Below are 13,763 nucleotides of genomic sequence, written 5' to 3'. Positions count from 1 at the left end.
AATGAAAAAAAGGTTGGTATCTTTAGGTATTATCGGATTATTAACGTTAGTCGGTTGTGGTGGCGGAAATGGTGGTGGAAACGCAGGGAGCAAGAGTAAGGCAGGGAATGTGGAAATTAAAGAAGCCTATTTCTTTAAACCGGTAGAAGCAGATGAAGATGCTGACTATTTAATACTGGATTTAAAAGTGACTAATAAGTTATCTGACGGTGTATACCTTTATTCTGACAAGTTTAGTTTAACTGAAAAAGGAGACGATACCGTAATTGAACCTCTTGACTTAGGCTATAACAGCAACGTTAAAGTTATCGAAGGAGAAGTAGCTAGCGGCAAATCGAAAACGGGTCTTATTTCTTTTGAAATTGAAAAGGACAAAAAATATACCTTGAATGTATCTTTGAGCGGTGTTGAGAAGGATGAAGTGATAGAAATTGCTTTAAATCCTAATAAGTATGAAAAAACTAAAAAAGAATTTGAAAAAACTGAAGAAACAGCAAAAATATTTATCGAGTCTGCCTTTTATCAGAAAGAGAATGAAGCTTACGATGAATTGATAGGTACAGATAAGCAGCAAGTGATTGACATTGTAAAAAAAGAATTTAACAATAATATGAAAGATTATTTATTTTCTAGGTATCATCCAAGTGATGAAGAGTTAGAGAAAGCTTTTACCGAATATGTCAAACAGCAAGCGGAACGCGGAGAATTAAACGTGACATTAGAGTCATATTATGGTGAGACAGCGGCGGTTAAAGTTGAATTTAAAGGGATCAACAGTGATGTGGTTTCGTCTGACTTTAATGATATTGAAAGTGAATATCGTGAAAATAATGATTTTGATTTCACGAAAGCAGAAGAGTATGCTTTTAACAAATTCAATGAAGTTTATGCGCAGGCAGATATTGGTGAACCGAGAGATGACCAATTTTTGTTGATGAAGAAAAAAGACGGTAAATGGTTGTTTGACTTCAAGAGCGATGACAGCTATGAAAATCAACGCTTCATCAAAATTTTTAATGGTTATGTGAATTAAAATAATGAGATCAACATGTTAATTGAAATTTTTCAGCGTTACTAAACAGACTAGAAAAATTTGTCAAAACTGTCAGCCGGAAGAGATTTTTTTCCGGGTGACAGTTTTTGCTTTAAGCTTATTTTCAGATGGAGATTTTTTTAGAACGACAGCGCGTAGTTTTACTTTACAACTCTTTCATGAAAATAGTGTGAAGATTTAGAGTTTACTAAAATCTTATAGTATAATTGTATTGTATAAGGATAATAAGCAAAATAGAGGTGTGAGTGTAATGAAAATATTAATGATTGAAGATAATGAGTCGGTTTCAGAAATGATGCAGATGTTTTTTTTAAATGAAAATTGGGATGCCACGTTTGAATATGATGGTAAGGAAGGGTTAGATGCGTTTCTTGCCGAGCCGGATAAATGGGATATGATCACATTGGATTTGAATTTGCCGACCATGGACGGTGTGACCGTCTGCCGGGAGATACGCAAGGTATCCAATGCCGTACCGATTATTATGCTGACTGCTAGAGATTCTGAAAGCGATCAAGTAATCGGGTTGGAACTTGGCGCAGATGATTATGTGACAAAACCTTTTAGTCCATTGACTTTGATTGCCAGAATGAAGGCCTTGCATCGCCGTGCCGAACTTGTGGGTGAAGAGGGGCAGGCTAGTTCTGATGCGACGACAGCCTTTGATGTGGAGACCAAACATTTTAAAATGAATACTAAAACCCGTGAAGCTTACATTGATGAGCAGTTGATTGAAGGCTTGACACCCAAAGAATTTGATTTGCTTTACACACTTGCGAAAAAACCTCGTCAAGTCTTCTCGCGGGAAAAATTGCTTGAGCTGGTGTGGGATTATCAATATTTCGGTGATGAACGGACCGTAGATGCACATATCAAAAAACTACGTCAGAAAATTGAAAAAGTTGGTCCTCAAGTCATCCAGACAGTTTGGGGCATCGGTTATAAATTTGATGACTCAGGAGTAGAAATTTAATGAAATACTTATTCCAACAAATGATTGCTTTTTGGGCAATCATTTTGACTATCATGGTTGTCGTCGGTCTGTCGTTTAGTTCTTTGACGAAACAGACGATTTTGAACAATCATTACGACCAGATGCTTTCGTACGCTGAAAGTATCGTGAAAACCAGCGATTTATCCCCAGACAAACTAATTTCCAATATTTATTCATTGGAAAAATTTTTGAAAGATCAAGGGGTCACAATTATGGTTTTTCAGCCAGACAAAAAATTAGTTTATCCTGGGGACACTGCCGGTTATAAGGTGTCTGAAGATTTCCTTTCAGAAGGGGATTGGAAAAAACTGAAAAGCGGTAAAAGTTTGACTGGAACTAAGTCACAAACGTTCAACGGTAAAGAGCAGGAATATGCGGTTGTTTTTTATCCTTTGATTACAAGTCTGGCTGAGTATCCAAAATATCAAGAGTTTATCGGGGTGCTTGCAGTGTCACAGCCAGTCAGTGTGGTGGAGGAAAATACCGATGCCATGACGGAAAATTTATTTAGAGGTTTTTTGATTTCTAGTTTGATTGCTCTGGTGTTCAGCTATGTTTTAGCTCAGTTTCAAGTCAACCGGATCAATCGGATGAAAAAGGCCACTAAGGAAATTTCACATGGAAATTTTGATGTGAAAATCGAAACAAAAGGCAACGATGAGTTAGACGAATTGGCAGAAGATTTCAATAAAATGGCTCAAGCGCTTAAAGAATATGAAAAAGAAATTCAAAGACAAGAAGAACGCCGGCGCCAATTCATGGCAGATGCCGCCCATGAAATGCGGACTCCTTTGACGACAATCAACGGTTTACTGGAAGGGATCGCGTACAAGGCAATTCCTAAAGATCAGGAAGAAAAGTCGATTGAACTGATGCGGAAGGAAACCGACCGGCTCATTCGCCTAGTGAATGAAAATTTAGATTATGAAAAAATATTAAACAATCAAATCAGCATGGTGATTCAAAGATTCAATGCGACAGAGGCTACCCGTGGACTTGTGACACAATTGACTCAAAAAGCCGAAGAAGCTGGAAATACGTTAAGGCTGGTCAGCGAAGAAGATGTTTTCGTCTATGCTGATTATGACCGTTTCATCCAGATTCTATTCAATATCACGCAAAATGCTATTCAGTTTACTAAAGATGGTTTGATTACCTTGACATTGGAAAAAGGTTATAAGGAAACCATCGTGACGATTGAAGACACTGGGATGGGAATGTCAGAAGAAGAACTGAATAATATTTGGGAACGATATTATAAAGTAGATGCTTCCAGAAAAAATACAGCCTTTGGAGAATCAGGTCTGGGACTTTCTATCGTCCAGCAACTGGTAAAGCTCCATCATGGAGAAATACAAGTCGAAAGTGAAAAAGAAGTTGGCACGAAATTTATTATTCATTTTCCTGATGTGGAACCGAAAATAAATGGAAATAACTAAACAAACAAATCGAGGTCTGTCTGTAATTTCTCTGATTTGCAGGTATTCGCTAAATGGAAAGAGGGGAGCAGAAAATGGAAAAATATTATTATCCACTAAATGATGAGTGGTCCCATGAAGAGATTGTGACAGTTATGAATCTTTGGACCAAGGTTGAAGAAGCCTATGAAGAAGGGGTAGATGTGGAATCGTTAAGCACAGCCTACCATAAATTCAAAGAAGTCGTCCCTAGTATCGGTGAAGAAAAAACATTGGGACGGGAATTTGAAAAAGTCTCAGGTTATTCATTGTATCGTGTCATGCAGGCGGCTAAACAAAAAGACACCGGCAAGTTGAAAATGTAAAGGAGGGCTTAATATGTCGTTGGAAATGGTAGAGGATATTAAAGAATGGATCTATGAAGCAAGCGCACTGATTAAAGAAAGGTTGAGTTCTCCGCTGATTGTAGAACAAAAAACTAGTGCAGCCGATGTAGTTACAAATGTGGACAAGGAAGTTGAAGCTTTTTTTGTACAAAAAATCCAGCAATCCTATCCTAATGAAAAGATTTTGGGAGAAGAGGGCATCAGCGAACCGGTGGAGGACTTTTCCGGGCGGGTTTGGGTCATCGACCCTATCGACGGCACACTAAATTTTGTGAAACAGCAGGATCATTTTTGTATCATGCTGGCAGTTTATGAAAATGGCGTTGGACGTCTAGGCTTTATTTATGAAGTGATGCGTGATGAATTGTTGTGGGGCGGAGATTCGATTGGTGTTTATATTAATGAACGGAAAATCACCACTGTCAAAAAACAATCCCTAGCGGATGGCATTATCAATGTAAACACAAATATGTTCGTTGCTAATAGCTTCGGAACGAAGGATATCGCTGAAAAAGCTTTGGCCGTGCGGATGACAGGATGCGCAGGTATTGCTTTTAAAGAGGTTATTCTCGGCAAGGAAAACGGCTATTTGTCTTGTTTGCAGCCTTGGGATTACGCACCGGGGAAAATTTTGGCGGAAAGTCTTGGGCTCATAGTGGAAAGTTTAGACGGCAAGGCTTTAGATTTAAAAGCTCAATCTCCTGTTCTAGTTGCAGGTGTGGAAACGTACGAGGATATTAAAAATCTTGTCCATCATTAGTTTTTCTGAAAGTTTGTAGTTGTATTGTTAGTGTGTTTATTGTTATAATGGTTAGTCAGTTAATTTTAGAGATAGTCTATGAGGTTAGTTAGGAGAAATAAAGTGAAGACAAGAAATGATATTAGAAATGTGGCAATTATTGCCCACGTTGACCATGGAAAAACATCGTTGGTAAATGAGCTGTTACGCCAGTCACATACGCTGGATGAACGTATAGAGATTCAAGATCGTGTCATGGATTCAGATGCGATCGAACGAGAACGGGGCATTACGATTTTGGCTAAAAATACGGCAATCCGTTATCATGACACCAGAATCAATATTATGGACACGCCAGGGCACTCGGATTTTGGCGGAGAAGTTGAACGAATCATGAAAATGGTAGACGGAGTACTTCTCGTCGTTGATGCTTACGAAGGCACCATGCCGCAAACTCGGTTTGTATTGAAGAAAGCATTAGAACAAAGACTGACGCCCATCGTGGTTGTCAATAAAATAGACAAACCTTCTGCTCGTCCGTCAGAAGTTGTGGACGAGGTACTGGAATTATTTATTGAGCTTGGGGCAGACGATGACCAATTGGAATTCCCGGTGATTTATACTTCAGCAGTTAATGGGACATCAAGTTTATCAGATGATCCTGCTGATCAAGCAGAGACAATGGATCCGATCTATGATCAAATCATTGCTCATATCCCTGCACCGATTGACAATAGTGACGAGCCACTACAATTTCAAGTTTCTTTGTTGGATTACAATGAATATGTGGGACGGATCGGCATCGGTCGTGTCTTCCGCGGAACGATTAGAGTCGGCGATCAAGTGTCATTATTGAAGCTTGACGGCACAGCTAAAAATTTCCGTGTGACAAAAATATTTGGTTTCCTAGGTTTAGACAAAGTGGAAATCAAAGAAGCCCGAGCTGGAGATTTAATCGCAGTGTCTGGGATGGAAGATATCTTTGTGGGAGAAACTATCACACCTGTGGACCACCAAGATGGCTTGCCAACTTTATTTATTGATGAACCGACACTGCAAATGACGTTTTTGGTAAATAATTCGCCTTTTGCCGGTCGGGAAGGAAAATTTGTGACCTCAAGAAAAATAGAGGAACGCTTGATGAGTCAGCTGCAGACAGATGTTTCTTTGCGAGTTGAAAACACTGAATCTCCAGATGCATGGGTTGTTTCTGGTCGTGGTGAGCTGCATTTGTCAATTCTGATTGAAAATATGCGTCGTGAGGGCTATGAGTTGCAAGTCTCCCGTCCTAAGGTTATCGAAAAAGAAGTAGAAGGGGTTACATGTGAGCCTTTTGAAAGAGTACAAATCGATACACCTGAAGAATACATGGGAAGCATTATTGAATCCCTAGGACAGCGTAAAGGTGAGATGTTGGATATGATTAATTCCGGAAACGGTCAAGTCCGTTTGATTTTCCTCGTGCCTGCTAGAGGATTGATCGGCTATACAACGGAATTCATGTCGATGACTCGCGGATATGGTATTATCAATCACACCTTTGATCAGTATTTACCTAAAATACAAACCAGTTTGGGAGGCCGTCGCAACGGTGCCTTGGTTTCTGTCGATAATGGCAAAGCAACAACTTATAGTATTATGAGTGTAGAAGAACGGGGAACTGTTTTTGTTGAACCAGGTACAGATGTTTATGCTGGTATGATTGTCGGTGAAAATAGCCGTGAGAATGATTTGACGGTCAATGTCACTAAAGCTAAACAAATGACCAATGTCCGTTCCGCAAACAAGGACCAGACGTCAGTCATCAAAAAACCGAAAATTTTAACACTGGAAGAATCATTGCAATTTTTGAATGATGATGAGTATTGTGAAGTAACTCCTGAAAGTATCCGTCTGCGTAAACAACTTTTGGAAAAAGGCGAGCGTGAGCGGGTAGCTAAGAGAAAAAAATGGGCTGAGCAGGAATAGACTTTAAAATCGATTAGGGAATATACCGACCTCGCAAAAGTTAGACCAAAAATCTAACTTTTGCGAGGTTGTTTTTTAAAAAAAATGAGAAAGTAACAAATTAGATGTAGATAGAATGTCGGAAAATCAATGCATTCTCTATTTTTATTTGTTATAAAAATAGATGAAAAGAGGAGTAAAGCCCAATACCAGATATGCTATTTTTTGATAAGATCACAAATAGGAAACATTTGAGAAAAAAACCAGAGATCTTTTTGAGAACAGGAATCGGATGATAGGTTTCTGAATAGCATCAACAAACAGATTATTTGAAAAATAAGAAAGTTTTCGAATGGGCAGTAGATAGTCTTTAAAGACTCATTTTAGAAAGGGGAAATACCGGCAGTGAGCTCTTTCAGCTCTTTAAAAAAACGGTCGATTACATGGGTGGATAATTGCCTTTGAAAAAAAGCGGAAAATAAATTATTTTTTCATAAATATTAGGTATCTTAACGATTATTAGAAAATGATTTTCATAAAATTGGAAAACTTATAAATATTTTAGATTATTAAATAGAGATACTTTTTCTTTTCTCTGTTATCTTTTTCAGTGTTTTTTGTTAAAATTTTATTTTTTTAAAATAGGATAGGAAGCATTTTGTCCGACAAATAGGTTGTTCGCTTATTATTATGGTATATTAAACATATGTATATTTGATGTTAAGGGTTGGTTCATCGTGTTCGTTAAACTAGCTTTATTAACAAAAATATTATATTTTCAACGATGGAAAGGATGAATTGAATGGGAAAGAAAAATTTTCTTAAGCGTGCACTCTCGAAAGAGACGCATAAGGTAATTATGAGAAAAGGTAAAAAAGGTTGGGTAACTAAGGGGATCACATTAACTGCGGTCTTTGCTCTTGGTTTTGCTTCGCCAATCAGTACGGTTTTAGCAGTTTCTGAAAATGTTCAAAGTAGTGAAGAGGTACAATCAACAGATGTTGCAGAGGAACAACCAACAAATGTTGAAGAGGACCAATCAACAAATGTTGCAGAGGAACAACCAACAAATGTTGAAGAGGACCAATCAACAAATGATTCATTAAACGTTACTGAATCACCTGCTGCAACTTTTTCTGTACCAAACCAAAAAAGTAGAGCCCAGCTTCAGCAACGTGTTGATAGTTATGAGGGGCTAGTTAAGAGTTCGTACACTCCAGCAACTTGGAAAGACTTTGCAAATGCTATGAAAGTGGCAAAGGACATACTAGCAGCAGTAGAAGATACAACGGATGCTGGTCGTGCAGCGGTTACCGATGCTTACAATAATTTGTTCGTATCTTTTAATAACCTAATGCCCTTAAGTAAAGTTGTTAGTAAAGCTCAACTTCAGGAATTAGTTAACAGAAGTAAGGAGAAAAAGGAGAGTCTTTACACTCCAGCAACTTGGAAAGACTTTGCGGATGCTTTGAAGGTGGCAGAAGACATACTAGCAGCAGACGAAGATCCAACGGATGCTGGTCGTGCAGCGATGAAAGATGCTTACGATAGATTGTTCGTCTCTTCAGCTCAACTTGTAGACTCAAGTAAAGTTGTTAGCAGAACTCAACTTCAGGAATTAGTTAACAGAAGTAAGGAGAAAAAGGAGAGTCTTTACACTCCAGCAACTTGGAAAGACTTTGCGGATGCTTTGAAGGTGGCAGAAGACATACTAGCAGCAGACGAAGATCCAACGGATGCTGGTCGTGCAGCAATGAAAGATGCTTACGATAGATTGTTCGTCTCTTCAGTTCGACTTGTAGACTCAAGTAAAGTTGTTAGCAGAACTCAACTTCAAGAATTAGTTAACAGAAACCAAGGAAAAGAAGAGAGTTTGTACACTCCAGCAACTTGGAAAGACTTTGCGGATGCTTTGAAGGTGGCAGAAGACATACTAGCAGCAGACGAAGATCCAACGGATGCTGGTCGTGCAGCGATGAAAGATGCTTACGATAGATTGTTCGTCTCTTCAGTTCGACTTGTAGACTCAAGTAAAGTTGTTAGCAGAGCACAACTTCAAGAATTAGTTAACAGAAACCAAGGAAAAGAAGAGAGTTTGTACACTCCAGCAACTTGGAAAGACTTTGCGGATGCTTTGAAAGTGGCAGAAGACATACTAGCAGCAGACGAAGATCCGACGGATGCTGGTCGTGTAGCAATGAAGAAAGCTTACGATAAATTGTTCGTCTCTTCAGCTCAACTTGTAGACTCAAGTAAAGTTGTTAGCAGAGCACAACTTCAAGAATTAGTTAACAGAAACCAAGGAAAAGAAGAGAGCTTGTACACTCCAGCAACTTGGAAAGACTTTGCGGATGCTTTGAAAGTGGCAGAAGACATACTAGCAGCAGACGAAGATCCAACGGATGCTGGTCGTGTAGCAATGAAGAAAGCTTACGATAAATTGTTCGTCTCTTCAGCTCAACTTGTAGACTCAAGTAAAGTTGTTAGCAGAGCACAACTTCAAGAATTAGTTAACAGAAACCAAGGAAAAGAAGAGAGCTTGTACACTCCAGCAACTTGGAAAGACTTTGCGGATGCTTTGAAAGTGGCAGAAGACATACTAGCAGCAGACGAAGATACAACGGATGCTGGTCGTGCAGCAATGAAGAAAGCTTACGATAAATTGTTCGTCTCTTCAGCTCAACTTGTAGACTCAAGTAAAGTTGTTAGCAGAGCACAACTTCAAGAATTAGTTAACAGAAACCAAGGCAAAGTAGAGAGTTTGTACACTCCAGCAACTTGGAAAGACTTTGCAAAAGCATTGAAAGTGGCAGAAGACATACTAGCAGCAGACGAAGATCCAACGGATGCTGGTCGTGCAGCAATGAAGAAAGCTTACGATAAATTGTTCGTCTCTTCAGCTCAACTTGTAGACTCAAGTAAAGTTGTTAGCAGAGCACAACTTCAAGAATTAGTTAACAGAAACCAAGGCAAAGTAGAGAGTTTGTACACTCCAGCAACTTGGAAAGACTTTGCAAAAGCATTGAAAGTGGCAGAAGACATACTAGCAGCAGACGAAGATCCAACGGATGCTGGTCGTGCAGCGATGAAAGATGCTTACGATAGATTGTTCGTCTCTTCAGCTAAATTAACATACTCAAGTAAAGTTGTTAGCAGAGCACAGCTTCAGGAACTAGTTGACAGAAACCAGGGCAAAGATGAGAGTCTTTACACTCCTGAAACTTGGAAAAATTTTGCGGATGCTTTGAAAGCGGCAGAGGATATACTGGCAGCAGACGAAGATCCAAGTGACGCTGGTCTTAAAGCAATGAAAGACGCTTACGATAATCTGTTTGTGTCTTCTCATAAACTAGAAGAAAAAGTAGATCCAGAAGAACCAGTAGATCCAGAAGAACCAGTAGATCCAGAAGAACCAGTAGATCCAGAAGAACCAGTAGATCCAGAAGAACCAGTAGATCCAGAAGAACCAGTAGATCCAGAAGAACCAGTAGATCCAGAAGAACCAGTAGATCCAACAGATCCAGATGGACAAGTAGATCCAGATGGACAAGCAGATCTAGGTAAAGGCGATCCTGCAAAAACAGATGCTCCAAAAACAGATGCTCCAAAAACTGATTCTAAAGACAAAAAAGCTAAGGTGCTACCACAGACTAATTCACTTGCTGAGAATTATTTAGTGGGTCTTGGTGCAAGTATGTTTGGATTAACTCTTGCTCTTTACATAATCAAAAAAAGAGCATTAAGTAAATAATTTAAAGTTCAATTAGTTTACCTATTAAATGATATTGATAGGATGAAGACTATACGAACTCAGTCAATCGGTGAAGAGGGTACTCTTCACCGATTTTTTTATGATTTAAAGGTTACTTGCTGATTGGTGTTTTTGGAGGACTTTTAGTGTAGTGAAAAATGGCTGTTTGTCAAATAAGCGTTGTTTTTTCAATTGAACGAATGGGGGGATGAAGTACTCACATATTTCGACAGAGAGGTTAAGAGTCCATTTTTAACGATAGAAAAGACTTCATTAACGCCACCACACTGGGTCGATGAGTGGGAGTATAGTGTTAAGTGTTAAGGGTGCCAAAATAAAGCACACTCGTAAAACCTTTTATTTCAATCTCCTGACCAAATGTTTTCAAAAGTGATATTTTTATCTTCTAAATTTAATGAGGTTTGGATACAATGATGATGAGGCATATGGCTTTTCCTTTCTGAATGGGTGCTAGACAACCTTATTCTAACTTGAAAACTCAATGTTTCTATTTTTTTATAACAAAATAAGTATGAATGTATCTCTTCATCCATAACCAAAATTATACAAACGTTAAAAGAAGCAGTAGTAATCTTGAGATAGGCTTCGATTATACGAATACTGATTCTTTGACAGGTTTTAGCGGGTCAGCTTCTTAGCGGCTTTTTTTCTTAGACAAAATTACGTAATGTGATAGATATATATTTATAAGGTCCTCTTTCTGATAATATTCTACTCATTTAAGGGCCTTTTTGGCTAGGACTCAATCATAGCTAAGCCCATTTTTATTTTAATATGAGGATGCCTATAGAGAATAATATTGAATTTACAGATGATTGCTAAAATAAACATGGGACCAGAAAGCAACTCAAATGTAAACGACATCAATTTCAATCTGCAAATGATTAATACCTACAAGGACTTTATTCGTTCTGATTCTGTCTTGGACGATACAGGGCGAATTCTAAAAGAAGTGAATAACTACGAAGTAACTAGTCAGGAATTAAAAAATATGGTTTCAGTTGAACAGACTGCAAATTCGCAGATGTTTACTATCAAAGCTGTTTCTCAAGATGCGACATTATCTCAAGCTGTTGCTGGCGCTTTAGGGCAAGTGTTTCAGGAACAAGTGGTGTCAGTCTTAAATATCGATAAAGTAACAATCCTTTCTGGTGCCGCCCTAAATGAGTCCCCTGTTTCTCCTAATGTAAAACTCAATTTGTTGATAGGCAGCGTACTCGGCATAATGTTGGGAATAGCTTTGGCATTTTTACTTGAGGTGATGGATAAGACGGTAAAAAGTGAAAAAGAAATCACTGAAATCTTTGAGTTGCCGATTATGGGAATAATCCCCCACTTGCCAAAAAAAGCGGAAAACATAGCTACGCAGAAGGAGCTTTTACACGACCAACGTAAGGGAAGCGAAAGCTACAGCCGTCCAACGGAACTACCGACAAGCCGGAATTCTTCCGATGATCGGGTCGTTAGGCGTCGGAAAAGAAATAGAGTCTAAAGGAGGAGAAAAAGAATGTCAAGGAAAACACGCACGTCGAATTCTAATGCAGTGAGTTTGATCACTCTTACAAACAGCGGCTCACCGATAGCGGAGCAATATCGGGTCATTAGAACAAACATCCAATACTCCATGGTAGACCGCGAAATAAAAACCCTCACAGTGACGTCTCCAGATACGTCTGAAGGGAAGTCCACCTCAGCAGCCAACCTGGCAGTAGTTTTTGCCAATGCAGGTCAAAGGGTCTTGCTGGTAGATGCTGATCTTAGAAGACCAACAACTGCCAAAACGTTTATGCTGGGAAATTACCAAGGTTTAAGTACAATGTTGTCTAAAAATGATATGGAACTATCTCGCTATGTCCAACCTTCAGGTGTGGCAAACTTATATATTTTGACCAGTGGCCCTCTACCACCTAATCCGTCAGAAATGTTGGGATCAGCCAGAATGAAGCAGCTTTTAGAACATATGAAACAACAATATGACTTGATTATTTTTGACGTGCCGCCAGTTGTTGCAGTGACGGATGCTCAAATAGTTTCTTCCATGGTAGACGGCACATTGATTGTTGTGAGAGAGAAGCAGACACGTAAAACGATGTTGCAAAATGCTTTGCAGCTTTTATACAATGTCAATGCCCGAGTCTTAGGGGTAGTGTATAATGACGCAGCTAATAGTAAAGAATATGGTTACGGTTATTATAGAAAAGACGAGGAGTTAGGGGAGAAAATGATTGATGCACACTGCCATATCTTGCCGGGAAGAGATGATGGTGTTCAGACGATGGACGAGGCATTAGAGATGGCACAAAAGGCAGTTGCTTCAGGAATTACTCATATATTATGTACGCCTCATCATAACAATGGTTATTTTAATAACAAAAGTTCTGATGTGATTGTTGCAGTGGCACAACTACAAGAGCAATTAACGGCTGCGGAAATCCCCTTGATACTTTTTGAGGGGCAGGAGGTAAGGCTTAGCGACGACTTGATGGCTTTGTATCATCAAGGACAATTGCTAGGCACCGATCTCGAAGATCGCTATATGCTAGTAGAGTTGCCTTCAGATGATATCCCGGATTACACATTCGGAGTTTTTCAAGAATTACTTGAAGGAGGCATCACGCCAGTAATTGTTCATCCTGAGCGTCATGATTTTTTTGTCAGTGATCCTAATCAGCTAGTGCCTTTTTTACGGATGGGTGTTTTGACCCAGATGACTGCGCCGAGCTATACGGGGCAGTTCGGTAAAACAATAGAAAAGACAGCGGAACTTATGTTGGAACATGGCATGATTCATATGTTAGCTTCTGATGCTCATAATATTACGACTAGACCCTTTTTATTGCGAGAAGCATATGAAAAGCTAGAGGAAAATTTTGGAGTAGAAAAAGTCAACAAGTTTGAGCGAACAGCCAAAGCTGTTATTAATGGCGATCGGGTGATTCCCGGTAGGTTTCGTCAGGTTCAGAAACGTTTTTTTGGTTTATTTTAAATAATCACAAGACGATTATCATTTCGGATGGAGAAATAATACTGATTATTGTTTGAGTAGTGCCATTTTTATTTTTATTTTTGTTTTATTGCAATTCATATTAGAGAAAAATGGGATTCACCGGGTAGTGGCCTTTTTTTATAGTGCTTTGCATCCTATGCGAAATATTGCACACTTCGCCTAAAATCCCACATAAATCTATTTTCAGATTTTGTGGGGATTTTTGTATATCAGCAGATTTGTAACGGTTATTTATGTCATAGGTTTTTGGAACTAGGTTCTACTCAAGTGTCTCAATAAAACAATGTTATCCTACGTTGTTTGTTATTTTATATATAAACCTGAATTTTTCATACTTCAACCTTTAAAAGTTTTTCTTCCACTTCTTGTGGTGAAAAGTGGAAGAAAAAATTATTTTTCAACTTAGTAGGATAAAATCTGATAAAAATTTAAGGAAGCTGGATTCT

Annotated in this window: 9 protein-coding genes and 1 pseudogene; all 10 read left to right on the top strand. The window is 38.8% G+C overall.

Features of this window, described 5'->3' with window-relative positions; all coding sequences use genetic code 11:
- Nucleotide 1 precedes the first annotated feature (1 nt).
- The 10 genes and pseudogenes from CBF29_RS01465 (at nt 2) to CBF29_RS01420 (ending at nt 13,296) form a co-directional block, all read left to right on the top strand.
- Nucleotides 2-1,033 (top strand): DUF5105 domain-containing protein, encoded by a 1,032-nt coding sequence (locus CBF29_RS01465; RefSeq protein ID WP_126806559.1) that lies wholly within the window; start codon nt 2-4, stop codon nt 1,031-1,033.
- Nucleotides 1,034-1,304: 271 nt separating this feature from the next.
- Nucleotides 1,305-2,027: a response regulator transcription factor gene (locus CBF29_RS01460; protein ID WP_126806557.1), complete on the top strand. Its 723-nt coding sequence runs from the start codon at nt 1,305-1,307 to the stop codon at nt 2,025-2,027.
- Entirely contained in the window at nt 2,027-3,487 is a 1,461-nt protein-coding gene (locus CBF29_RS01455; protein WP_126806555.1) for a sensor histidine kinase, read from the top strand. Before CBF29_RS01460 ends, CBF29_RS01455 begins: the two co-directional genes overlap by 1 nt.
- A gap of 74 nt (nt 3,488-3,561) precedes the next feature.
- Nucleotides 3,562-3,831 carry a UPF0223 family protein gene (locus tag CBF29_RS01450; RefSeq protein ID WP_126806553.1) on the top strand — a complete coding sequence of 90 codons (270 nt, stop codon included), beginning with the start codon at nt 3,562-3,564 and terminating at the stop codon, nt 3,829-3,831.
- Between the two features lie 13 nt (nt 3,832-3,844).
- Nucleotides 3,845-4,612 (top strand): inositol monophosphatase family protein, encoded by a 768-nt coding sequence (locus CBF29_RS01445; protein WP_126806551.1) that lies wholly within the window; start codon nt 3,845-3,847, stop codon nt 4,610-4,612.
- Nucleotides 4,613-4,714: 102 nt separating this feature from the next.
- Nucleotides 4,715-6,559 (top strand): translational GTPase TypA, encoded by a 1,845-nt coding sequence (gene typA / locus CBF29_RS01440; protein WP_126806549.1) that lies wholly within the window; start codon nt 4,715-4,717, stop codon nt 6,557-6,559.
- Between the two features lie 781 nt (nt 6,560-7,340).
- Nucleotides 7,341-10,289 carry an FIVAR domain-containing protein gene (locus tag CBF29_RS13845; RefSeq protein WP_211334232.1) on the top strand — a complete coding sequence of 983 codons (2,949 nt, stop codon included), beginning with the start codon at nt 7,341-7,343 and terminating at the stop codon, nt 10,287-10,289.
- A gap of 820 nt (nt 10,290-11,109) precedes the next feature.
- The gene (locus tag CBF29_RS01430) at nt 11,110-11,802 is read left to right on the top strand and encodes a YveK family protein (RefSeq protein ID WP_126806547.1); all 693 of its coding nucleotides are present in this window, start codon (nt 11,110-11,112) and stop codon (nt 11,800-11,802) included.
- Between the two features lie 15 nt (nt 11,803-11,817).
- Nucleotides 11,818-12,504 (top strand): annotated as a pseudogene (locus CBF29_RS01425) (CpsD/CapB family tyrosine-protein kinase); the annotation flags it as partial.
- A 27-nt stretch (nt 12,505-12,531) separates the two neighbouring features.
- Entirely contained in the window at nt 12,532-13,296 is a 765-nt protein-coding gene (locus tag CBF29_RS01420; RefSeq protein WP_126807067.1) for a tyrosine-protein phosphatase, read from the top strand.
- The last annotated feature ends 467 nt before the right edge of the window (nt 13,297-13,763 follow it).

Origin of the sequence: Vagococcus elongatus, assembly GCF_003987645.1 — a bacterium.
In the GTDB taxonomy this organism is placed as follows: domain Bacteria; phylum Bacillota; class Bacilli; order Lactobacillales; family Vagococcaceae; genus Vagococcus_A; species Vagococcus_A elongatus.
This window is presented reverse-complemented; position numbering and strand designations above follow the sequence as displayed.